Origin of the sequence: Trichocoleus sp. DQ-A2, assembly GCF_039961915.1 — a bacterium.
Classification (GTDB): domain Bacteria; phylum Cyanobacteriota; class Cyanobacteriia; order Cyanobacteriales; family FACHB-T130; genus FACHB-T130.
In genome coordinates this window covers 95,672-117,240 of the sequence record NZ_JAMPKD010000002.1, presented here as the reverse complement: position 1 = coordinate 117,240, position 21,569 = coordinate 95,672, and the positions used below count along the sequence as shown (strand labels likewise).

General features: G+C 47.0%; 22 protein-coding genes, 1 tRNA gene and 2 pseudogenes. 10 read left to right on the top strand and 15 right to left on the bottom strand.

The window, feature by feature from the left end:
* Nucleotides 1-101: 101 nt before the first annotated feature.
* The 6 genes from NC997_RS02010 to NC997_RS01985 form a co-directional block, all read right to left on the bottom strand.
* On the bottom strand, nucleotides 102-1,166 hold the full coding sequence (locus NC997_RS02010; protein WP_190529382.1) for a DUF3466 family protein: 1,065 nt from the start codon (nucleotides 1,164-1,166) through the stop codon (nucleotides 102-104).
* Nucleotides 1,167-1,290: 124 nt separating this feature from the next.
* Nucleotides 1,291-3,129: an ABC transporter ATP-binding protein gene (locus NC997_RS02005; protein WP_190529380.1), complete on the bottom strand. Its 1,839-nt coding sequence runs from the start codon at nucleotides 3,127-3,129 to the stop codon at nucleotides 1,291-1,293.
* A 47-nt stretch (nucleotides 3,130-3,176) separates the two neighbouring features.
* Entirely contained in the window at nucleotides 3,177-3,893 is a 717-nt protein-coding gene (locus NC997_RS02000; RefSeq protein WP_199306278.1) for a Nif3-like dinuclear metal center hexameric protein, read from the bottom strand.
* Nucleotides 3,865-4,011 carry a hypothetical protein gene (locus NC997_RS01995; protein WP_348257755.1) on the bottom strand — a complete coding sequence of 49 codons (147 nt, stop codon included), beginning with the start codon at nucleotides 4,009-4,011 and terminating at the stop codon, nucleotides 3,865-3,867. The genes NC997_RS02000 and NC997_RS01995 overlap by 29 nt, the downstream gene beginning before the upstream one ends.
* A gap of 21 nt (nucleotides 4,012-4,032) precedes the next feature.
* On the bottom strand, nucleotides 4,033-4,257 hold the full coding sequence (locus tag NC997_RS01990; RefSeq protein ID WP_190415122.1) for a hypothetical protein: 225 nt from the start codon (nucleotides 4,255-4,257) through the stop codon (nucleotides 4,033-4,035).
* Nucleotides 4,258-4,259: 2 nt separating this feature from the next.
* On the bottom strand, nucleotides 4,260-4,586 hold the full coding sequence (locus tag NC997_RS01985) for a hypothetical protein (RefSeq protein ID WP_190415123.1): 327 nt from the start codon (nucleotides 4,584-4,586) through the stop codon (nucleotides 4,260-4,262).
* A 30-nt stretch (nucleotides 4,587-4,616) separates the two neighbouring features.
* Here NC997_RS01985 and NC997_RS01980 point away from each other — a divergent pair, with 30 nt between their 5' ends.
* Together NC997_RS01980 and NC997_RS01975 are read left to right on the top strand one after the other, a co-directional pair.
* The gene (locus NC997_RS01980; RefSeq protein ID WP_190415124.1) at nucleotides 4,617-4,775 is read left to right on the top strand and encodes a hypothetical protein; all 159 of its coding nucleotides are present in this window, start codon (nucleotides 4,617-4,619) and stop codon (nucleotides 4,773-4,775) included.
* Between the two features lie 8 nt (nucleotides 4,776-4,783).
* Entirely contained in the window at nucleotides 4,784-5,572 is a 789-nt protein-coding gene (locus NC997_RS01975) for an SAM-dependent chlorinase/fluorinase (RefSeq protein WP_190529378.1), read from the top strand.
* A 60-nt stretch (nucleotides 5,573-5,632) separates the two neighbouring features.
* On the opposite strand, the gene NC997_RS01970 is transcribed toward NC997_RS01975, so the two are convergent.
* Nucleotides 5,633-5,806 carry a hypothetical protein gene (locus NC997_RS01970; protein WP_190427526.1) on the bottom strand — a complete coding sequence of 58 codons (174 nt, stop codon included), beginning with the start codon at nucleotides 5,804-5,806 and terminating at the stop codon, nucleotides 5,633-5,635.
* Nucleotides 5,807-6,090: 284 nt separating this feature from the next.
* Between NC997_RS01970 and NC997_RS01965 the strand changes: the two genes are divergently transcribed.
* Nucleotides 6,091-6,675: an NAD(P)H-dependent oxidoreductase gene (locus NC997_RS01965; RefSeq protein WP_190529376.1), complete on the top strand. Its 585-nt coding sequence runs from the start codon at nucleotides 6,091-6,093 to the stop codon at nucleotides 6,673-6,675.
* A 55-nt stretch (nucleotides 6,676-6,730) separates the two neighbouring features.
* Here NC997_RS01965 and NC997_RS01960 read toward each other — a convergent pair whose 3' ends face one another.
* The 3 genes from NC997_RS01960 to NC997_RS01950 form a co-directional block, all read right to left on the bottom strand.
* On the bottom strand, nucleotides 6,731-7,192 hold the full coding sequence (locus NC997_RS01960) for an MgtC/SapB family protein (protein ID WP_190415128.1): 462 nt from the start codon (nucleotides 7,190-7,192) through the stop codon (nucleotides 6,731-6,733).
* Between the two features lie 110 nt (nucleotides 7,193-7,302).
* Nucleotides 7,303-7,387 (bottom strand) — tRNA-Ser (locus tag NC997_RS01955).
* A 44-nt stretch (nucleotides 7,388-7,431) separates the two neighbouring features.
* Nucleotides 7,432-8,367, bottom strand: coding sequence for a TIGR04168 family protein (locus NC997_RS01950; RefSeq protein ID WP_190415129.1), 936 nt, complete (start codon nucleotides 8,365-8,367; stop codon nucleotides 7,432-7,434).
* Nucleotides 8,368-8,713: 346 nt separating this feature from the next.
* Here NC997_RS01950 and nadA point away from each other — a divergent pair, with 346 nt between their 5' ends.
* The 3 genes from nadA (at nucleotide 8,714) to NC997_RS01935 (ending at nucleotide 11,185) form a co-directional block, all read left to right on the top strand.
* Nucleotides 8,714-9,688: a quinolinate synthase NadA gene (gene nadA / locus NC997_RS01945; RefSeq protein ID WP_190529374.1), complete on the top strand. Its 975-nt coding sequence runs from the start codon at nucleotides 8,714-8,716 to the stop codon at nucleotides 9,686-9,688.
* A gap of 190 nt (nucleotides 9,689-9,878) precedes the next feature.
* Nucleotides 9,879-10,496: a TIGR04282 family arsenosugar biosynthesis glycosyltransferase gene (locus tag NC997_RS01940; RefSeq protein WP_190529595.1), complete on the top strand. Its 618-nt coding sequence runs from the start codon at nucleotides 9,879-9,881 to the stop codon at nucleotides 10,494-10,496.
* Nucleotides 10,496-11,185, top strand: a complete 690-nt coding sequence (locus NC997_RS01935; RefSeq protein WP_190529596.1) for a TIGR04283 family arsenosugar biosynthesis glycosyltransferase — start codon at nucleotides 10,496-10,498, stop codon at nucleotides 11,183-11,185. The genes NC997_RS01940 and NC997_RS01935 overlap by 1 nt, the downstream gene beginning before the upstream one ends.
* Nucleotides 11,186-11,395: 210 nt before the next feature.
* Here NC997_RS01935 and NC997_RS01930 read toward each other — a convergent pair.
* A pseudogene (locus NC997_RS01930) lies at nucleotides 11,396-12,162 on the bottom strand (transposase).
* Nucleotides 12,163-12,307: 145 nt separating this feature from the next.
* Between NC997_RS01930 and NC997_RS01925 the strand changes: the two are divergent.
* Nucleotides 12,308-12,571: a helix-turn-helix transcriptional regulator gene (locus NC997_RS01925; protein WP_190529372.1), complete on the top strand. Its 264-nt coding sequence runs from the start codon at nucleotides 12,308-12,310 to the stop codon at nucleotides 12,569-12,571.
* Complete coding sequence (locus tag NC997_RS01920) at nucleotides 12,564-15,707, top strand: PAS domain S-box protein (protein ID WP_190529370.1); 3,144 nt, start codon at nucleotides 12,564-12,566, stop codon at nucleotides 15,705-15,707. The genes NC997_RS01925 and NC997_RS01920 overlap by 8 nt, the downstream gene beginning before the upstream one ends.
* A 161-nt stretch (nucleotides 15,708-15,868) precedes the next feature.
* On the opposite strand, the pseudogene NC997_RS01915 reads toward NC997_RS01920, so the two are convergent.
* A pseudogene (locus tag NC997_RS01915) lies at nucleotides 15,869-16,735 on the bottom strand (IS630 family transposase).
* Between the two features lie 115 nt (nucleotides 16,736-16,850).
* Nucleotides 16,851-17,648, bottom strand: a complete 798-nt coding sequence (locus NC997_RS01910) for a LuxR C-terminal-related transcriptional regulator (protein ID WP_190529368.1) — start codon at nucleotides 17,646-17,648, stop codon at nucleotides 16,851-16,853.
* A gap of 89 nt (nucleotides 17,649-17,737) precedes the next feature.
* Here NC997_RS01910 and NC997_RS01905 point away from each other — a divergent pair, with 89 nt between their 5' ends.
* Nucleotides 17,738-18,160: a DUF6220 domain-containing protein gene (locus NC997_RS01905; protein WP_190529366.1), complete on the top strand. Its 423-nt coding sequence runs from the start codon at nucleotides 17,738-17,740 to the stop codon at nucleotides 18,158-18,160.
* A 9-nt stretch (nucleotides 18,161-18,169) separates the two neighbouring features.
* A complete protein-coding gene (locus NC997_RS01900; RefSeq protein ID WP_190529364.1) occupies nucleotides 18,170-18,598 on the top strand; it encodes an MAPEG family protein in 429 nt (142 codons plus the stop codon).
* 257 nt (nucleotides 18,599-18,855) lie between these two features.
* On the opposite strand, the gene NC997_RS01895 is transcribed toward NC997_RS01900, so the two are convergent.
* Both NC997_RS01895 and NC997_RS01890 read right to left on the bottom strand, forming a co-directional pair.
* Nucleotides 18,856-20,628: a M61 family metallopeptidase gene (locus NC997_RS01895; RefSeq protein WP_190529362.1), complete on the bottom strand. Its 1,773-nt coding sequence runs from the start codon at nucleotides 20,626-20,628 to the stop codon at nucleotides 18,856-18,858.
* A gap of 194 nt (nucleotides 20,629-20,822) precedes the next feature.
* A complete protein-coding gene (locus tag NC997_RS01890; RefSeq protein WP_190415134.1) occupies nucleotides 20,823-21,506 on the bottom strand; it encodes a Crp/Fnr family transcriptional regulator in 684 nt (227 codons plus the stop codon).
* Nucleotides 21,507-21,569: the final 63 nt, after the last annotated feature.

Here is a 21,569-nt window from a genome sequence, read left to right as displayed (position 1 = left end):
TTGTAGCAAAGTACACAAAGGAGAGAAGAAGATTTCACGTTTTCAACGCTTTTTTTTAAAAGCATTAAGGGGATTTGTTGCGGACAAGCCGTAAAACGGTATTAGCGCGCAAAGGGTGTTAACTGGAAAGCTTGGGTTTTGCCGTTATAAGTACCGATGCCAACAATGACTCCGCGATCGCTAATGTCGGTGGCACTGGTTAAATCCCAACCCGAATTAGCTGGAATGACGTGATTTAGGTCAATCATGCGATCGCCACTGTAAAGAAAGGCGCGGGGGATGCGGCTGGCATTCTCTGTTTCACCGACCACTTGCCCCTGATTGTTGATACTGTGAGCAATGCTGCTTTGTCCCCCTAAAGTTCCGAGGTCAAGCATCTTGCCATTGTTGTAGAGAAAGGCTTGAGGACGATAATTCGCGGTGTCTGCCACACCAACCACCTGACCTTGGTTGTTGATACTGTTAGCGGTGCTGCTTTGGCCGCCTAAAGTGCCGAGGTTCATCATCTTGCCGCCGCTGTAGAGGAAAGCTTTGGGAATGCGATCGCGATTCTCTGCGGAACCAACTACTTGTCCGTTTTCATTGATATCGTTAGCGTAGCTATTCGCACCTCCGAAGGTGCCGAGGTCAATCTTCTTGCCGTTACTGTACAGGAAGGCGTGCGCCCTATCATTGCGAGTCTCGGCAAATCCGACTATTTGACCTTTACGATTGATACTTCTGGCATCGCTGCTTTTACCGCCAAAAGTGCCAAGGTCAATTGTCTTGCCATTTTTATAAAAGAAGGCGTGATAATTATCGTTGGCAAAGGTCATCACACCGACTATTTCCCCGTTGTCATTGATACTTGTAGCGGCATTGTAGCGGCTGTTAATACTGTTAATTTCGGTCATTTTGCCATCACGATAGATGAAGGCCGTTTGGGTACTGTCGTTAGGGTTAAAAAAACCAACGACTTGACCGTTATTATTAATTTTTTTAGCAACGCTGGCACGGCTATTGAGGGTATCAAGATTGGCGATTTTATAGCGTTGATTTACAGGAATTTGTGTCTGCGATTGCTGTGCCTTGCCTGATGACTCAAGGGTAACGCGGACAGCAAAAATTAATCCACCGAGTGCTGTAATAATACCTAGAATAGCGATCGCTTTATGAGTGAAATTCATTATTCCGCGATACCTGAAAAATCCAAGGGAAAGGCAAATATTGGTTGTGCCTGTTCTCCTCGACTAGCGATCGCTCGCGATAGTTGCTAATTCGATCGGAATCCCCCAATCGGATTAGTCATTTCTACTGGTATCCCGCTGCTTGCAACGTGAACAACCGCGCGTAGCGTCCTCCAGCTTTCAATAACTCCTCGTGACTTCCTTGTTCTATCACCTTTCCGGCTTCCAAAACTACAATCTTGTCAGCCATTCGCACCGTTGAGAAGCGGTGGGAAATGAGGAGAACCATCTGATTTTTTGTCACCGTCCGAAAGCGATCGAAAATCATCACTTCCGCTTCTGCGTCCATCGCCGCCGTTGGTTCATCCAATACCAAGATATCTGCTTTCGTTCGCATAAAAGCGCGAGAAAGGGCGATTTTTTGCCACTGACCGCCAGACAGTTCCGTTCCTCCTTTAAACCATCGTCCTAACTGAGTCTGAAACCCGTCTGTCATCGTTTCGATAAAAGGTTTCGCCATGCCTTTTTCTGAGGCAATTTCCCAGTGTTTTTCGTCTTCTAAGTAGTTGACATCCCCAACGCCCACATTCTCTCCTACCTTGAACTGGTAGCGGACGAAGTTCTGGAAAATCACGCCAATCCGTCGGTGCAGCACTTCAATGTCCCATTCCGGCAAATCCAAGCCATCGAGTAAGATGCGCCCAGAATCGGGGGCGTACAATCGAGTTAATAGTTTAATCAGCGTGGTTTTTCCAGAGCCGTTCTCTCCGACAATTGCCAGTTTTTCTCCTGGTTTCAGGTGTAACGAGACTCCATTTAAAGCGGGTTGAGGGCTTCCTGGGTAGGTGAAGTAGACATTCTCGAAACGCACCCCATCATTCGGAAGTATACCCTTGGTTGCCATTCCCCAAGATTTGGGGATGTCTTGTTCTAAAAACTCGTAGAGGTTGGAGAGATACAGGTTGTCTTCGTACATTCCCCCAATGGAAGTCAGGGCGGCGGAGAAGGTAGACTGTCCTTGCCGAAATACCATCAAGTACATCGTCATGTCGCCGAGAGAAATCCGACCCGCGATCGCTTCTAGGACAATCCAGGCGTAGGCGACATAGAAGGCGGCGCTACTCAAACTCCCCAGCAAGTAACCCCAGAATCCTCGCCGTAAGGTTAAATCTCGGTCTTCGCCGTACAGCCGCGAGAAGATATCTTGATAGCGTTGCAGCAACATCGGCCCCAACTGATACAATTTCACCTCTTTGGCGTAATCTTCCCGCGCAATCAGTGTTTCCAGGTAGTGTTGTTGGCGGGTTTCCGGCGATCGCCAGCGAAACAAGCGAAATGCTTCCCCAGAAAAGCGCGTTTCGGCGATAAAGGCAGGTAAAGCAGCTACAACCAGGACTACCACTGCCCAAATGGAGAATTGCAGCAGCAAACCGCCGTAAGTGACAAGCGACAGACCACCCTGAATTAAGCTGAAAGTCCGGCTGACTAGCGACAAGGGACGACTGGATGCTTCCATCCGCGCCCGATTCATCTTGTCGTAAAACTCGGAATCCTCAAAATGGGTGAGGTTGAGGGTGAGTGCTTTTTCCAAAATTAAGACATTCACTCGCTGACCCAGCAACACTCGCAGCAAGGACTGACAAACGGATAGACCCCTTTGACTACCTGCCAGCAACAGGACAGCGATCGCTTCCAATCCTACATAACCTAACGCTGTCCAGCGATCGCTTTGCAAGCCGGTTTGAGAAGCCAAAACCACCCCATCGACGATTAACTTGCTGACATAGGCAACAGCCCCTGGTAGCAAACCGGCGAATAAGGTGAAAGCGGCAAGAACGATTGTGAGAATGTGGCTGGTAGTCCAGACTAAACTAATCGCGCGATCGCTATATCGGAAAACTGCTAAAGATTGGCGTAACCGTTGCCCAATCAGCTTGAAGAGATTAAATTTCTGACGACTCATAATCTATTTATAACGTCGTCTAGGCATCGGAACGAGCAACTATTTTTCTATCTTACAGGCGGTAAAACAACTTCTAGATTGAAGTAGCGATCGCGCAATACTCCCGCAAGCGATCGCAATCCCCATTCTTCACTCCGACGATGACCAATGGCGATAACGTAGATTCCGGTTTCTTCCACAGCCGCCGCCGCTGGCTGCCGCAACTGCCCGGTAATATATAGATCGGCACCCCGTCCTGACGCCTCACGGATTAGTGCATCGGTCATTGCTCCAACGACTGCGACTCGCTTGATGTCGCTTCCACTACCGGCAAGGGTTTGATCGTATCCGCCAAAGATTTCCCGAACGCGATCGCAGTAACTCACAAAACTCTGCGTAGCAATTTCCCCAATCGTACCGATCGGTCGTCCTTCTTTTTCACCCAACACCTCCAATGCAGACATCCCTAGGGCAGCGGCAAGTCGAGGATTAAAACCCAGCGTCATCCGTTCGTCAAAAGCTAGATGATACGCTACTACGCCAACATCGGGTGCGAGTTGCCCCACCTTCAGCTTCCAGGGACGATGTAAAAATAATGCATCTATTCGTTTAGATTTCGCCCATTTTTCTAATCCCGCCCAAGGTTCCAGCGCTAATCCTATCCGGCGAATCGGGCGCGAGGAGAGCTGATAAATGCCACCTTGGTCATCACCAAAGCGATGAACGGCAAAGAATCGATCTAAAAATTGTGCAATCTCATTTAGAGCGATCGCGTCTCCAGTCAAGGCAACTGTACTCCTGAGCAAAATCTGATTTATAGGGGCTGTAATCTACGCTTGTGCCCAATGCCAATCCATTCACCGAATATCCATTCATACGTCCCGCCTGATAACTGGTAGCCATCTCACAGAGGACTCAGTTCAGTTATGACTCAGTAGAACTGGAAACCGGATGAATCGAAGAGAGTTGCTGCAATTTTTGCGCTTCCAGGACTTCTAGCCGAGCCAGTGATGTAGCGGCATCTGCTAACTGTAAAGCCAGATTCACTCGGCATACAGGATCTTTTGCTTGCCAAAGATCCCGCGACAGACAATGTACTCGATAGCGGAACATTTTAATGGAGTATGACGGGATGGCTTTAACAGTCATGGTTACAATCTCTTTTCTACAGAAGCTTGAATGTCTAGAAGTACCCGTGCTGGCTCTAGATAAACAAATGTCAGTATGATTACTTGTTCGTCCGTACTGATTGTTACATCATTAAGGACTTCTTGCGGTAAAACCCGTTCATGCCTCACCACTACAGTGTATTGCCCAATTGGCAGGTCATCAAAGCCCGCGTCTGCATGAATCAGGTCAATTGTCTCCTGAGCGATCGCTTGCCCATTTTGCCTAAGTAAAGTGATAAAGGCAATGCCATCAATTGAAGTCAGGGCATGATTCTCCTGATTGCGAATCGTGACATAAATATCGGACATTTACTCAGACCTCTGTTTCCAGTTTCATGAGTGTATCCGATAACCAAAGCGATCGCTTTTTGGTCTAATCAGCAGTACTTTGTTAAAAGTAGCACCACCAGCGAGATCGCTTTTGTGTTCAATAACGCGATCGCCGCAGTTACAGAAAGCCAGCTACAAGGTACCATTGCTGTAGCAAACCCCACTTGAGAGGCGCTATGTTCATCAGCCTGATTGCAGACTACGGAACCGGCGATCCAGCTTTTGCAGAGGTCACGCAACGTCTTTTGATGGCTTTACCTTCCTCCCAGATTCACTGCCTCTCGGTCCCTCCCTTCAGCACCTTGGCAACTGGTTTCTGGATTGCTCAACTCGGACTCAATCCTGGTCCCGAAGAGCGTCTCATTTATCACAACTGCGCTCCTCGCCAAGATGACCCAGAAGCACGGCAAAACAATGAAGGCGAGGGATTAACTTATGCGCTGTTGCCTAATGGCGTCAAAGTAGTGGGTGTGTTTGCGGGTTATACCCTCTCTTTTATCAAAGACCACGCTCAAGTTCTGCAAACAGTCAAAGTTTCTAGAGGGGGATCGCAGTTTCGTTCGCGGGATGTGTTTCCCAATGCAGCGGCAGCGATCGCTCAGGGAGATACTAGCTATTTAGGAGAAGTCTTAAACCCTAGCCAAATCCCCGATGCACCGAGCGATCGCGTTGCCTGGATCGATGGTTACGGGAACATCAAAACCACAATTCCCGCTGATACCCTCAACCTAAAACCGGAAGAAAAAATAGTGATTCGGGTAGGGGATGTCGTGAGCGATGCCGTTTACTCTGACGGCAGCTTCCGGGTGCCACAGGGAACTTTAGCATTTTCACCAGGAAGTTCCGGCTGGAATGCTGCGAAGGATGGAAAGCCTATCCGTTGGATGGAATTATTTTTGCGAGGCGGCAATGCTTGGGAACGCTTCGGCAAACCCCGCGTGAATCAGGTAGTGACTCGTCTCTAAAAAGGGATTAAAAATTACCCTTTCTGAAGTTTTAATTTGGCTTAATTTGGCATCTTTAATTTATAGTGGCTCTTTCGGAGCATTGCCGATTAGCGCTTGCACCAAATTCCAAAATGCCGAAATAAATGCCCCTCCTAAGACAACGAACATCAACATAGCAAGCGCGGCAAAGGGAGAGGTAATGAATAAAACGATGAACGCCAGCAATAGAATCGTCAGTAGTGCCTTGTTCATAGGTATTTTTTCCTTCCGATTCAGGTCTACTCTCAAAGCATAACGAGAGGGTTTGTTGTCGCGTCCCCTTCTGTGTGCTGAATTAAATATCATCACACTGGGAGATGATCTACATAGCGAGTCACTCTTAAAGAAGCCAGGAAGCTGCTAAGAGCAAGAGCCGCTGTGCTTTGTGCCGCTACGAAGAACGCGATCGCCTTTAACAAATCCTGACTATCACAAATAGCCTGTAGTGAATTATTATCAACCTGAGAGAGAAGTCGCACGAAAACAGATTTGCACCTATGGCTTACACCCCTAAAATCTTGGCATTTGCAGGTAGCACCCGCATTGATTCTTACAATAAAAAGCTGGTACAAGTTGCTGCGAACGGAGCGCGGTCAGCGGGAGCTGAGGTGACATACGTGGATCTGCGCGACCTACCGATGCCGCTATACGACGAGGATCTGGAAAAGAGCGAGGGAATGCCTGAAAATGCGCGGAAGTTTAAACAGCTGATGATCGAACATCAGGGACTTCTCATCGCTTCTCCGGAGTACAACAGCTCAATTACAGCCGTTCTGAAAAATGCCATTGATTGGGCGTCACGTTCAACCGCACCAGAGGAACCCCCGCTCGTGGCTTTTGCGGATAAGGTGGCGGCGATTATGAGTACCTCACCGGGAGGATTGGGCGGTTTACGCTGTTTAGTCCACCTGCGCTCGATCCTGGGAAATATCAGAGTTATTGTTCTTCCCGATCAGATTGCGGTGCCTAAAGCTTTTGAAATATTTAATCCCGACGGTACGATGAAAGATCCCAAGCAGCAAGAGTCCATCGAGAAGTTAGGCGAAAAAGTTGCTACTATCGTGGCGAAGTTGCACGGATGAAATATGGCGCTAAGAGCGATCGCTGATTTGCTAAGCCTAAACTTGATTAAAGTAACTACTTATGAGGCTCTAACCTTTTAAAAGCTCTTAGAACAACCAAACACAGCAAAGCCCCAATTAAGCTCATTTGCCATAACCCACACCCAGCAGCAATTCCTAAAGCAGCGGAAACCCAAGTAGCCGCAGCCGAGGTGAGTCCACGAACTTTAACACCTGTTTTTGATTCGTCCTGAGACTCGCGTAAAATTTCTCCTGCGCCTAAAAATCCAACCCCGGCTGTAACGCCCTGAATGACTCTGCCAAGAGCCTCAGCACTTTCTTGTGCCGTACCGATTTGGAGGGGCACGAGAACAAAGAATGCTGAACCCAGACTGACCAGCATATGGGTTCTTAAACCTGCTGGTTTGTTCTTGAGTTGGCGCTCTAAGCCGATGACTGCCCCAACCAGCAAGGCAAGGCATAGCCTTAAGAAAATTCCTAAGCCATCATTGGGGGAAAGGATGTAGGTTTGTGGCAATGTTGTGCTACTAAAAACGAAGTTTCAACCAGTCTAGTTTACAGGCTGGTTTATATAGATGACTAAAAGGGGAATGGGTGCGAGCTAACCATTCCCCTTTTATTCGCTAACGGAGAGGGGGGGATTCGAACTCCCGGAACCTTTCGGTTCATCCGATTTCAAGTCGGACGCAATCGACCACTCTGCCACCTCTCCAGGTGTGTTTTTTTATCATATCAAGGTTGTGGAATTTGTTACTACTAACTTAAAACGGGTTGGATCGCTGGCTCGGTGCGATGGTAAAGAATCTGCTCAGATGCAACGGTGAAGTCTTTACCAACCCAAATCAGGGAGACTTGGGAGACGATACCGCCTTGCAGAGAGACGAGAGAGAAATTATGCAGGCGGTTCGTCTCCGTTTGGATAATCCGAGGTACGCTGGCTGAATTTAAGTAAACGGTTCCCTCTGCGCTGACATAAACTGGGGTTCGCAAGTGGATCTTTGTGTGGCGCATAGTGTGGTGCATATGACCAAAGGTGACGAGGGGAATGGTTTTCCCTGCGTCGCGAGTTTGGGCGATCGCATCTGCAAAATCCGGATCGCCATAGTCGCCACCGATAGGATGCCAATCTTTGCCACAGGGGTCTTCTGGGCGATCGCCTAACCCGACAGGCCCATTGTGACCTATAAAAATAATCGTTTCAGAAGCAGCACTCTGAGCCGCTGAGAGAATTCGGGCGGTTGACTCCTCGAAATTCTTCACCCCATACCGTTGTTCGTAGAACTGGGCATTTTTCCAGACTTCTCCGCCCCAGCTAAAAGGGCGACTCCCAACAACTGTTAAATTCAGGGCGGGAAAATCAAGCGAACCGTAACCGACATGGGTTTCTCCCAACAAATCCATCTGTTGCTGCACCCGGTCTTCTTTCTGGCGGTCGTAGGGACACCGACTTCTGCCCCAATCTGAGGCGCTGTACCAAGCGTCATGGTTGCCAAAAATTGCCGCTTTGGGAAGATCGAGAGATGCGATCGCTCTCACCACATCCACCGACTCATTGCCGAAATCCCCTACAAATAGCACTAGGTCAACACCCAGATGCTTGAGGGCAATTTCATCATCGCTGTCCCACTGGTCGTGAATATCGCCAACAACCGCAATTTTGATGGGTTTTTCCGGGTTCCTCTGATTGCTCATCCTATCTTCCTCGTCGGTCTTTCTCCAGCATAAAAAAGCATCGCCTGTTTTCGCAGTATCCTCTGGTGTAACTCCTTTTTTTTGTTTGTGAGCGATCGCGTGATTTGATTTTGCCAGGAACACTTGCCTGCTTGGGCGGGGTCTAGAGCGTTGTTCACTTTCGACACAATTCACCGCCAGGTAGCACAAGCCGATGAGCGCTCGCACAGATGCATCTAACTCTTATTGAGAACCGCTATATTAAAGCAAATTTTCTCTGACCTGACTTGCCCACAAGTTTTGGTAAAAACAACTATAATTACTGATTACACGCCTAGCGATTTGATTCCCCCAAAAAATTATCACTGTGTTTACTACTACACTTCCTCAGCGTAATTTTGCTCAGACAGCGGCATTCCCTCACGATTTATTTGAGGCAATTAACGCCCTCAAAAAAGAGTTAAACGCTGTTATTCTTGCTCATTACTATCAAGATTCTGATATTCAGGATGTAGCAGATTATATCGGAGATTCCTTAGAGCTTTCCCGAAAAGCAGCCAGCACAAATGCGGATGTCATCGTGTTTGCGGGGGTTCACTTTATGGCGGAAACTGCCAAAATTCTCAACCCCGACAAGTTGGTACTCTTACCCGACCTCAACGCCGGTTGCTCGTTGGCAGACAGTTGTCCTGCGGATGCTTTTGCTAAATTTAAGGCGGCTCACCCCGGTCATATAGTCGTTTCTTATATCAATTGCTCTGCCGAAATTAAGGCAATGAGCGACATTATTTGCACCAGTTCCAACGCGGTTAAACTGGTTCTTCAGATTCCAGAAGACCAGCCGATTATATTTGCCCCCGACCGGAATCTGGGACGATATGTAATGGAACAATCAGGGCGAGATTTGGTGCTGTGGCAAGGTAGCTGTATGGTGCATGAAACCTTCTCTGAAAAGAAGATTGTCCAGCTAAAAATTGAACATCCAGAAGCTGAAGTGATTGCCCATCCAGAGTGCGAACCATCGGTGTTGCGCCATGCCAATTACATCGGTTCTACTTCTGCACTGCTGAAATATTCTCAAGCAAGTTCCACTCAGGTATTTATTGTGGCGACTGAGCCGGGAATTATTTACCAAATGCAGAAACAGGCACCTGACAAACAGTTTATTCCAGCACCGCCAATCAACGACTGTGCTTGCAATGAGTGTCCTCATATGCGGTTAAATACTCTGGAGAAGCTGTATTTAGCGATGAAAAATCGGGCACCAGAAATTACTTTGCCAGAAGAAACGCGAGTGGCGGCGCTGCGTCCAATTCAGCGGATGTTGGAAATGAGCGCCTAGTCAATGTTGGATCGGGAACGAAACCTGATGGAAAAGAACCCCTCCCCCAGCCCCTCCCCGCTTACAGGGAGGGGAGATGGAGTAAGAGACGCAGGCGATCGCTTGGTTGGGGTTCTTCATTGCGGGGGATCGACTGGACTTGGTATAACAAGCAACAATGAACGATGAATGAGCAACGAATTGAATGGCAATGAATAGAGAGTGCTTAATCGTTTTTACTCGCTATCCAGAGCCAGGAAAGGCAAAGACTCGGTTAATTCCGGTTTTGGGGGAGGATGGTGCTTCAAATCTTCATCGCCAGATGACCGAGCATACACTCTTGCAGGTGAGGGAACTGCAAAGCGATCGCGCAACGAGAGTGGAAGTTTATTTTACTGGAGGCGACCAGTCTCTGATGCAAGCCTGGTTGGGAACTGATATTATTTATCAGCCGCAGGGTGAAGGCGATTTAGGACAGCGGATGAAGTCGGCGTTTCAAACGGCTTTTGCGGCTGGAATGGAGGGTGTTGCCATCGTCGGTACTGATTGCCCTGGTTTGGATGCGAAAATAATGGCGCAAGCATTTGAGCAGCTAAACCGTCATGATTTAGTTTTGGGACCAGCGATGGACGGCGGCTATTATTTAATTGGGTTGCGGCGGATGATTCCAGAATTGTTTGAGGGAATCAACTGGGGAACCTCGGAGGTGCGAGAAAAGACGGTAGCGATCGCTATCTCCCTTGGATTGGCAGTTGCTTATCTTCCCTCCCTGTTTGATGTTGACCGTCCAGAGGATCTTGAAAAGTTACGAGTTTTGAGTTTTGAGTGATAGAAGCGGCAAGAATTTCCATTATTATTCCCGTTTTGAATGAAGCTGCTGACACGATTCGGTCAACATTAGCGAGTGTTCGGAATGTCAAAAATGTGGAAGTCATTGTAGTGGATGGGGGAAGTCAGAATGAAACCGTCGCTCTTGTGCAATCCTGGGGCGTTAAAGTTCTGTCTTCGGCTGCTGGACGTGCCTGCCAAATGAACGCGGGTGCAACGGCTGCGACAGGAGATATCTTGTTATTCCTCCATGCAGATACCTCTTTACCGCTTGGGTTTGAGAAATTAGTTCCGTTGACACTAGCCCAGTCTGGAACCGTTGCGGGTGCCTTTGAACTCAAAATTAATTCTCCAATGCGATCGCTACGTCTAGTTGAAAGGATGGTGAATTGGCGATCGCGCTTTTTTTCCCTACCCTATGGCGACCAAGCTATCTTTTTAAAAGCTTCTGTATTTCACGATATTGGAGGTTTTCCCGATCTCCCGATTATGGAAGATTTTGAATTGATCCGTTGTCTGAGACGTTTGGGGCGAATTGCTATTGTTCCGACTCCGGTACTGACTTCAGCCCGTCGCTGGCACAAACTTGGGGTTCTGAAAACTACGCTGATTAATCAGATAGTAATTCTTGGCTATTTCTTGGGAGTTCCCTCATCTCATCTGGTTAAATTTTATCGTCCTAAGAAGTGAGCAGACCCTTTATCTAAAATTTGATAAAAATAACCTGAGTTCGGGATAAGGGAGGAACAAAACAGATAGACTAAAAGTTCTAAATTCTCATCCATCGGCTTTCCCCATTTTTAGTCTAGAAAAATTGTTCTGCTGCGTCAATGACTTCTAGCAAACCTTTGAATCAATCTCTTGAGTGCAAACTTCTTAGTATAGCAGTCGAAGCATAGATTAGGACCTTAGGCGAACGGCTGTATCTACTCGTTCGCGAAAATCTTCGATAGTCCCAAGCGATTTTCTGACTCGATTTTTAATCGGAAACCAGTAATGCTCAATATCATTTAAGTCGGGAGAGTAAGGGGGTAAATATTCGAGTTCACAGCCAACCGATTCGATGATTTTTCTAATTTTTTCGGATTCATGAAAGCTGGCATTATCTAAAATCACCATTTGCCCTGCTTTTAACTCGGGTAGAAGTTTGTCAGATTTTTCCAGATTTTAAGTCGTGGAATCTTTGTCCTTTTTCATTCCAGCCGTAGCCATAATCTTCTCTATTATCTATGCCCAATTCATCTACATAAACTTGTTTTTTTTACTTCTTTTTGGCTGATTTTTAAGATAAATTCTGTTCTTTTCTATTCATCTCTTTCTCGATATCCGTAAGTTTCTTTTCGGGTAAAACCAATCTTTTTCAAGCCTTTTCTAATTGTTCGCTCGCTGATTTCTTCCGTCCAGGCTTGGGCCATCTCTTGTTGAGTTTGACTACCATGTTTTTGGACAAACTCTCTAAACTTCGCTAAATCAGTGATTTTCGCCCCATACCCTTGTTGATATCCCTTCTTGGCTCTATAATCTCGTGTTTCTTCTCTTTTGTTAAGCCATAAGTTTATTGTATTTCGACTAATGTTGAAGATTTTACTAGCTTGGGTTTTTCCCATCCCTCCATCTATTGCCCCTATTACTTTTATTCTCACGTCGTAACTGTAGGGAGCGGGCATTTTTTTCTCCTGTTCACTCCTTTCTATTATTTCCTAACCCTTGCTTCGCTTGCTATATTGCAAAGGTTCTGTCTATTGATAGGTAGAAGGTCAGTTATAACACTTGGTATAGTTAGTGAGAATATAACTTGATGGCTTGTGCTTCATGCCTGTAATTGACCAGTCAGAGCTAAAATCTCTCGTGCGGGAAACGCGGCAACGTCTGGAACTCTCACAAACCAAGTTTGCACAGAAGCTAGGGGTTTCATTTCAGAGCGTTAATCGTTGGGAGAATGGGCGGACTAAGCCCTTGCCGATTGCGTTGAAGCAGATTGAACACTTGCTGCATCAGATGGGCGATTCTGGCAAAGATTTGCTCGTCAAATACTTCTCAAAGACTTCTGGAAGTGAGGAGGAGACCCATGAATGATAGCCTCCACAGCTCTGACTCGGATTTGGCAAAAAAAGATTCACTTCAAAGTTCGCAGGGAATTCCTGAAACGGCGTGGCGTCAAAGCCAGGAGTTTAATCAGCAGCTCCTCGACAGTAGCGATGACTGCATCAAAGTATTTGACCTAGAAGGGCGAATTCTGTTCATGAGCCAAGCGGGGCAAGTGCGGCTGGGCATTCGGGATATAACCCCCTTCCTCAACACGTCTTGGGCAGAATTTTGGCAAGGAGCAGTAAAGCAAGCAGCAATTGAAGCAATAGCCCTTGCAAGAGACGGCGAGGTTTGTACCTTTCAAGGAGCTTGTTTAACACTCAACGGCGAACTCAAATGGTGGGATCACAAAATTAGCCCGATTCGAGAGGCTAATGGGCAAGTGGAGCGATTGTTGTGCATTTCACGGGAGATCACGGAGCGCAGGCTCATGGAACTCGCCGTGCGCGAATCGGAAGCAAAATACCGTACGTTGTTCGAGTCAATCGACCAGGGCTTCTGCATCTGTGAAGTGCTGTTTGATGAGAAAGAGGAACCGATTGACTATCGATATCTGGAAGTGAATGCGGCATTTGAACGGCTAACCGGATTGGAGCAAGCGAGTGGTAAAACGATGCGGGAACTGGTTCCCAATCATGAAGACTACTGGTTTGAGATTTATGGCAGCCTTGTGCGAAACCGAGAAGCCGTTCGCTTTGAGCAGCAAGCGAGCGCAATGAACCGTTGGTTTAATGTCAATGCCTTTTGCATTGGAGAGCCACAAAGTCATCAGTTTGCTGCTTTATTTACCAACATTACCGAGATAAAGCGCATCGAAGCCGAACGGCAAAAAGTGGAGCAGGAACGCGATCGCTTTCTGGCGCTTGGGTCAGATTTGCAAGTGATTATGAGCAGCCACGGGTATTTTCACTGGGTCAGCCCCGCCTTTGAGCGCATTCTCGGCTGGACACCGGACGAAATGACCTCCCGCCCCTGGACTGATTTTCTGCATCCAGACGATATTGTCGCATCGGTCGGGGAAAGCGTCAGCGTGTTATCTGGCTCCGAAACGTTGGCATTTGAAAACCGCTATCGGCACAAAGAGGGCGACTACCGTTGGTTGCTCTGGAGAGCGCAGCCCCACTTAGAAGAACGGGTGCTTTACGCAACGGCGGTAGATATCACCGAGCATAAACAGGCAGAAGTCGCCCTGCGCCAATCTGAAGAACACTATCGCCGGTTGTTTGAGTCGATCGACGAAGGCTTTTGCACCGTTGAAGTGCTATTCGATGCGGATGGCAAGCCGGTTGATCACCGCATTTTGCAAGCGAATCCCGCATTCGAGCGGCAATCCGGCATTGCCAACCCAGAAGGCAAAACAGCAAGCGAACTCGCACCGGGACTGAAACAATATTGGAATGACCTCTACGCACAAGTCATTCACACAGGTGAGTCTATTCGCACTGAAGTGCGATCGGATGCACTCTCACGCTGGTTTGACGTTTTGATTTCGCGGGTCGGCGATGCCGCAATGCACCAGGTGGCAATCGTGTTTACCGACATCAGCGAACGCAAACAGGCAGAAGCCACAATTAGGCAACGGGAGGCGCAATTTCGCCAGCTCGCGGACGCGATGCCGCAACAGGTTTGGATAACCGATGCTGGAGGCAAAACGCAATATGTGAATCAGCAATGGACTACTTATACCGGGCTGACCTTAGAGCAGACTCAAGACATTCACTATGCGCTTCAAGTGATTCATCCGGATGATTTTGAGATGACGAGTGAAAGGTGGAGAACGGCGCTGGCTACGGAAACACCTTATCAAGCTGAATTTCGCTTGAAACACTTGGCTGCTCAGACCTATCGTTGGTTTCTCTCCCGCGCGATCCCTATTCGTGATGAGCAGGGACAAATTGTACAGTGGTTTGGCACTAGCACAGACATCGAAGAGTTTAGACGCGCCCAGGCTGAACGAGAACAGCTCTTACAGCAAGAACAAATCGCACGCGAAGCCGCCGAGAACGCCAATCGGATCAAAGATGAATTTCTGGCGGTGCTGTCTCATGAACTGAGAACGCCCCTCAATCCAATTTTGGGTTGGTCAAAACTCTTGCAGAACGGCAAGCTAGATGCCGCCAAAATCCAGTTGGCATTAAAGACAATTGAGCGTAATGCCCAACTACAAGCAGACTTAATTGAAGATTTGCTGGATGTGTCCCGAATTCTCCAAGGCAAGCTCAACCTGAATGTCAGTTCGCTCAATCTGGTCTCCATCATTCAGGCGGCGATGGAAACGGTACGGCTAGCAGCAGAAGCGAAGTCAATCCAAGTCGAGGCAAGCTTTGACCTGGATGTGGGTCTGGTTCAGGGAGATTCCGCTCGGTTGCAGCAAGTGATTTGGAATCTGCTCTCTAATGCGGTCAAGTTCACACCGGCAGGTGGACAGGTGAACATTCGGTTGGAGCGCCTTGACTCTCATGCCCAGATTACAGTCAGCGACACTGGGCAGGGAATTGAATCGGACTTTCTGCCCTATGTGTTTGACTACTTTCGCCAATCTGATGCCACCACAACCCGAAATTTTGGTGGGCTGGGATTAGGGCTAGCGATCGCGCGAAACTTAGTCGAACTGCATGGGGGGACTGTCGGAGTCGAAAGTTCAGGGACTGGGATGGGTGCAACCTTTACCGTTAAACTTCCACTCATGCCCATACAGCCAACCGCCAATCAAAACAGTCCATTATCAGAGCCATCTTTTGATTTAAACGGGATTCAAGTGTTAGTCGTGGATGATGAACCGGATTCACGGGAGTTTGTGGCGTTTGTGTTGGAAGAAGCGGGAGCAAAGGTCATGACTGCAACGACTGCCGCCGAAGCTTTGACAATGCTCATGCGATTCAAGCCAACTGTGCTGCTGAGTGACATTGGGATGCCAGATATGGATGGCTATATGCTGATGCAACAGGTGAGAACTTTGTCAACAGAGCAAGGCGGACAAGTGAAGGCGATCGCTCTAACTGCCTACGCTGGGGACTTTAACCAGCAACAAGCACTACAAGCTGGATTCCAACAACATCTTTCAAAACCCATAGAACCAGAGAGGTTAATCAGGGAGATATCACGTTTACTCAATCACACCTAATGCTAGCAATCCGACTGCAATTAATTTTCTATGCTATTTGTACCCTAACTCTTATACCTGGGGTATTTTTTTCTCCTGTTCTACAAACACGTTTATGAGACAATTCTTGGGAGTTGACACTGCGTACCTCAAACTCAGTGTTATAGCAGTCGAAGCATAGATTAGGACCTTAGGCGAACGGCTGTATCTACTCGTTCGCGAAAATCTTCGATAGTCCCAAGCGATTTTCTGACTCGATTTTTAATCGGAAACCAGTAATGCTCAATATCATTTAAGTCGGGAGAGTAAGGGGGTAAATATTCGAGTTCACAGCCAACCGATTCGATGATTTTTCTAATTTTTCGGATTTATGAAAGCTGGCATTATCTAAAATCACCATTTGCCCTGCTTTTAACTCAGGTACGAGTTTATCAGATAACCATTGCTCAAACACGGCACGGTTACAAGAGCCTTCCCAGGTTAGGGGCGCTATCAGTTTCCCTTGGCATAAGCCACTTATCATACTCACTCTTAGGCTTCTTTTCTTAGATTTTAAGTGGTGGAACCTTTGTCCTTTTTCATTCCAGCCATAACCATAATCTTCTCTATTATCTATGCCTGATTCATCTACATAAACTCGCTCTTTTAATTTTTTTTGGTCGATTTTTAAGATAAATTCTGTTCTTTTCTCTTCATCTTTTTCTCGATATCCGTAAGTTTTTTCGGGTAAAACCAATCTTTTTCAAGCCTTTTCTAATTGTTCGCTCGCTGATTTCTTCCGTCCAGGCTTGAGCCATCTCTTGTTGAGTTTGACTACCATGTTTTTGGGCAAATTCTCTAAATTTCGCTAAATCAGTGATTTTCGCCCCATACCCTTGTTGATATCCCTTCTTGGCTCTATAATCTCGCGTTTCTTCTCTTTTGTTAAGCCATAAGTTTATTTTATTTCGACTAATGTTGAAGATTTTACTAGCTTGGGTTTTTCCCATTCCTCTATTTATTGCCCCTATTACTTTTATTCTCACGTCGTAACTGTAGGGAGCGGGCATTTTTTCTCCTGTTCACTCCTTTCTATTATTTCCTAACCCTTGCTTCGCTTGTTATAACAGCTGTTTGTTAAGTCACACAGCCTTTAGCAGCCGCTGATTGCAACTGTCAAACCACTTAATCTTTAGTGGAAACACAACCGAAAGGTGATGAGTGGGAATTCAGCACCGAGTTAAATAAATCTGAGTTTGCCTTGGATGAATGAAGCCTTATATTTGAAAGCTGTGCAATCATCTCTGCACGGGATGAAACTTCAAGCTTACGGAACATTCGCTTTAAAGCTTGCTTCACGGAATTTTCAGTAATCCAAAGTTGATTGCCAATTTCCGCGTTGGTTTGCCCCAACGCCACCAATTCTGCAATTTGCAACTCACGAGCTGTTAAACGTTCGGCTTTGCCGTTCTGAAGGAAACCACTATTAAACGGTTGGTGCTGTGACTTTCCTGCAAAAATGCTTTGTGAATCCACTGTTGCAACCCAACTCGATAAGTGCAGGCAGAGGGCACCTAAATCGACTAGATTTTCGCTATCAAAGGCAGGCATTATTTTGTCACGCGTGCAGCCGACTACACCCACGATTTGACCGTGATTGATGATAGGTCCTGCCATCACATGCCAGTGATCTGGACGAGGACAGATTAATTTCCAAGTCTTGGGGGTTGTCACTAATGCTTCGTGAACCGGAGCATAGCGCTCTGCTAAATAACGCGCCACAGGATTATGCTCGATTGAGAGTGCAATTTTCAAGATTTTCTGAAAATTGCGATCGCTTAAGGGGAGTTGGTCAAAGAAAAAAATTGCCCATCGTTTCGCTGCAAAATATTCACCAATTTTTGGCGCGATTTGCGATCGCAGGTCGGATTTGCTATGGGTTTGGCGAATCGCTGACAACAGAGGCTCTAAGGAACTTGTCATACGTGAAGGGGTTAAAGTGTACCCGATCGAGGTCTAGAAGCATTAAGGCGCTCAGCCTATATTAGCTTTAATCTCAATAATCCCCTGATATGACTATCAATCCAGAAATTGATCGCGCGGATAGAAGAGCGATGCAGGTCGGCTTTTATGCAACTTCAGTCGTCTTTAACCTATGCTTGATTACTCAATTATTAACAGTCGGAATCGCCTACTTTATTAGTCCTGCATGGTGGAATATTCACGTTTGGTTAGTCCGAGGGTATGGTGGACTGTCGTTACTATTACTAGGATGGTCATTCTTCACCCCATTTCCACCTCAAATACAACGCCTCACTGCGAGTCTACCCGTGCTGCTGGGACTACAGTTTCTCACCATTCATCTCAAGAGTCCTTTGCACCTAGAGATACTACACCCTTTGATAGGGTTTTCGTTACTCTACGTTTCTTCAAGCCTTGTCCATCGTGTATGGCGCAGCCTATCGCTCAATCATCAGCCCAATGAGCAAGCTTAAAAGGTAGAGATGACACAAGAGGCAATCTTTAGTCCCTTCTTTGCAACAATCTTTCTGACACTCCTAATCTGGGTGTATATGTACATTCGTCGGATCGGTTTTATAGAAAGCCAGAAGATCCATCCGCAAGACCTTGTTGCATCTAGCACACCCGCGCAAATATGGTCGCGAAAGGTATCCAATCCATCAGATAACCTAAAAAATTTGTTCGAGATTCCGGTACTTTTTTATGCTCTTGTGCTATACCTTTTCGTCACGAAACAAGTCGATACAGTGTACGTAAACGCCGCGTGGATCTTCGTTGTATTTCGGGTATTGCATAGCGTCGTCCACTGTACATTCAATCTCGTTATGCTTCGGTTCTACCTCTATCTGTTCGCTACCCTCTCGGTTTGGTTCATCGCGTTCCGCGCCGCCCTTACTCACTTTGGCGCGTAGGTATGCTTTCATAAATTTGCGTCATGTATTCAGCCACTTGGGTTGAGACGTGCGATCGAGCCCAGACATCAAATTGAGATTGGAACAACCATGTAAACGGTGGAAAAACTCTGGATGTGCGAATCGAGAAATCATCTTCTAATCCATCAAATCCGACTGAAAAAATCGCCCTCTAGAAGAAGAAAAAGCGATCGCATTCTCACGATAACTGAATGTGAAAATGCGATCGCGAAGCGCCGACTTTGTCGGTTCGCCCATTAGAATCCCGATCCCAACCACTTGGCAAAATTGTGTTTTTGGGCGTCGTCAGGAGACTCCACTGGCACAATTTTGTAAGCACTTGGGCGCGGATCTGCTAACGTCACCAGTGGCATCCGAAGTTCGTCTTGATGGAAAACCGTTACCTGAATCGTATTACCCGGTTGGTAGTCTTTCAAGCGATCGCTCAAAGAAAGCGCCGTCACTCGGAAGCCGTCAATTGCTAGCAATTCATCTCCCGCATCAATCCCTGCTAACTGTGCTGGAGAACCCGCTTGAACAAATTTGATCGCCTCGCGCCCATTCTCTGTCTTCGCCGTCACACCCAGAAAAGGAACGGGTTCCTCTTCCTCAACCACCAACCGCAAGCCAAAGGGTTTCAGGTACTCGTCAAAGGGCAACTCCTCGGTTCCATCAACGTAACGCTTAAAGAAGTCGCTCAAATCCATATCAGCGACTGATTCTATAACTTGCTGCAATTCTCCTGGAGTGAAGCCGGTTTCCGGCTGTCCAAACTGCTGCCACATTTGCCGCATCACATCATCGAGCGATCGCTGATTACCATGACGCCCTCGAATCAATAAATCCAGCAAAAATGATACCATTGCCCCTTTTAGATAGTAGGAAATCTGAGAATTTCCACTATTGGCATCTGGTCGATACAGCTTAATCCAGGCATCAAAACTCGATTCACTCGCAGGTTGTACCAGCCGCCCTGGTGTCGTTTGTAACCGCGAGATTTCCTTGCCTAACTCCTTCAAGAAAGACTTTCCATCATAGATTCCCGCCCGGAACGGAATCACCAAGTCGTAATAACTGGTCGTCCCCTCACTAAACCACAGAGAAGGCGTATAGTTTTCCCCAGTATAATCAAACACTTCCAATCCTTTGGGACGGATGCGCTTCACGTTCCACAGGTGAAAGAACTCGTGGGCGACCAGCTGCATAAAGCGATTGTACTTCTCGCGATCGCGGAAACCAAAGCGATTGTAATTCAACGTGCAAGCATTCTTGTGTTCCAAACCTCCAGCACCCGTGGAAGCTAAATGCAACAGAAACACATATCGGTCATAAGGTAAACCTCCAAATATCTGGGATTCCACCCCAATAATTTTCTGCGTGTCCTCAATAATCCGCTCTGGTTCGGCGTTCCCCTGTCCCCAGATGGCTAACTCATGAGCTTTTCCCAAAACTTCAAAATGATACAACTGGTGGCAACCAATCTCAAAAGGGCTATCCACCAGCGTGTCAAAATCGGGCGCTTGGAAGGTGTTCGCTTGCCCATCCGCCGTGGGTAATGGAGTTGTGACGCGCCATTCGGGTTTGGGCGGCACAATCGTCACTAGAATGGGTTGTTTTTCAAATTCGGGTATATAAAATAACAGAGCAGCACTGTTAAAATAACCGTGAGTCCCGTCCAAATGATTGGTTCGCACTGTTAGTTCATTGGCAAACATTCGGTAACGCACCGTAACTTCCGACACACTGTTTGTCTCTATTTGCCAGTGATTTTTGCTAAGCTTGCGCCACGCTAAAGGTTGTTCGCTGGAATCAGCCGAAAAGTCTTGCAAATGTTTAGAATACTCGCGCACCAAGTAGGAACCAGGAGTCCAAACGGGCAATTTTAAATCGAGAATCGGTGACTGCCAGTTTTGTACGGTAAAAGTTACGTCAAAAAGATGCGATTCCGGCTCCCGTATCGCCACCTGGTAATGAATTTTTGGTGCGGTATTGGATAAGCGATCGCGGCGAACAACTGTTGCTTCTGTCATTTTTAGCTTTTATCAATCGTAGATATCCACTAATTTAACTAGCAATTTTTGGTCAGTGGTTAGCCGGTAGTCAGAAATTCGGTTTTCAATTAGTAGAGATAAGGATTAACGACATAAGTCCTAAATGATTCGCGCAGGGGAGATCCTCAACTTCGCGAGAGAAGCCAGGGATCTGAACATCTGGAATCTCACAACTAAACTCGTCCTGCTAGATGCGTTAGCTGCTTGATGTTGAGAAGATGGAGCGTCTCCTGCGCTGGATCGATTTTAATCCAGCCTTTACTTTCCAGTTTCTCGATAATTTTGCTAGTGTCTTCAACGCCGATATCTGTGACGTTAGCCAAATCTTTAGAGGGAATATTATAGATTTCCGTTCCTTTTTCTGTGGCTTCGCCATAGTTTTCTCCCAAAGCAATCAGCGTGTTCGCTAATTTTACGGCTGGGGGTTGATGACGCATTTGAAAGCGGAGATTCGTTTGGCGCAGACGCTTCACCATCAGTTGCAACATTCGGTGGTGCAACTGCGGATCTTTGAAGAGGGTTTGAATGAAGCGTTGGGCAGAGACGCTGAGCAATTCTACGGGCGAGAGGGCAATCACATCGGTTGAGCGGGGAGATTCATCAAGAATTGCCATTTCTCCAAAAAAATCACCTTTGCCCAAGATTGCTAGGGTAACGACATTCTCCCCAGAGAGCCGTCGGACTTTCACCCAACCCGACACGACAAAATAAACTGCGTTTCCCCAAGCGTCTTCCATCAAAACCGCTCTGTCTGATGGGTACTCGTGTTCGACTGCGACAGACAAAAGCCATTCTAATGTCTCTGGAGCGGCAGTGTTAAAGAGGGGAAACAGCTCAGAAAAAGCTTTGGTCTGCATGAAAGGAAGTGTGAACTATAAAGTATGAATTATCAAGTTTAAAGTTTGAACGAGCAAGTCTGG

Bases quoted from the DNA above. Each gene is read 5' to 3' on its own strand.
- NC997_RS02010 (WP_190529382.1), bottom strand. From the start codon at position 1,166: ATGAATTTCACTCATAAAGCGATCGCTATTCTAGGTATTATTACAGCA.
- NC997_RS02005 (WP_190529380.1), bottom strand. From the start codon at position 3,129: ATGAGTCGTCAGAAATTTAATCTCTTCAAGCTGATTGGGCAACGGTTA.
- NC997_RS01995 (WP_348257755.1), bottom strand. From the start codon at position 4,011: ATGGCTACCAGTTATCAGGCGGGACGTATGAATGGATATTCGGTGAAT.
- NC997_RS01990 (WP_190415122.1), bottom strand. From the start codon at position 4,257: ATGACTGTTAAAGCCATCCCGTCATACTCCATTAAAATGTTCCGCTAT.
- NC997_RS01985 (WP_190415123.1), bottom strand. From the start codon at position 4,586: ATGTCCGATATTTATGTCACGATTCGCAATCAGGAGAATCATGCCCTG.
- NC997_RS01975 (WP_190529378.1), top strand. From the start codon at position 4,784: ATGTTCATCAGCCTGATTGCAGACTACGGAACCGGCGATCCAGCTTTT.
- NC997_RS01970 (WP_190427526.1), bottom strand. From the start codon at position 5,806: ATGAACAAGGCACTACTGACGATTCTATTGCTGGCGTTCATCGTTTTA.
- NC997_RS01965 (WP_190529376.1), top strand. From the start codon at position 6,091: ATGGCTTACACCCCTAAAATCTTGGCATTTGCAGGTAGCACCCGCATT.
- NC997_RS01950 (WP_190415129.1), bottom strand. From the start codon at position 8,367: ATGAGCAATCAGAGGAACCCGGAAAAACCCATCAAAATTGCGGTTGTT.
- NC997_RS01940 (WP_190529595.1), top strand. From the start codon at position 9,879: ATGAATAGAGAGTGCTTAATCGTTTTTACTCGCTATCCAGAGCCAGGA.
- NC997_RS01925 (WP_190529372.1), top strand. From the start codon at position 12,308: ATGCCTGTAATTGACCAGTCAGAGCTAAAATCTCTCGTGCGGGAAACG.
- NC997_RS01920 (WP_190529370.1), top strand. From the start codon at position 12,564: ATGAATGATAGCCTCCACAGCTCTGACTCGGATTTGGCAAAAAAAGAT.
- NC997_RS01910 (WP_190529368.1), bottom strand. From the start codon at position 17,648: ATGACAAGTTCCTTAGAGCCTCTGTTGTCAGCGATTCGCCAAACCCAT.
- NC997_RS01905 (WP_190529366.1), top strand. From the start codon at position 17,738: ATGACTATCAATCCAGAAATTGATCGCGCGGATAGAAGAGCGATGCAG.
- NC997_RS01900 (WP_190529364.1), top strand. From the start codon at position 18,170: ATGACACAAGAGGCAATCTTTAGTCCCTTCTTTGCAACAATCTTTCTG.
- NC997_RS01895 (WP_190529362.1), bottom strand. From the start codon at position 20,628: ATGACAGAAGCAACAGTTGTTCGCCGCGATCGCTTATCCAATACCGCA.
- NC997_RS01890 (WP_190415134.1), bottom strand. From the start codon at position 21,506: ATGCAGACCAAAGCTTTTTCTGAGCTGTTTCCCCTCTTTAACACTGCC.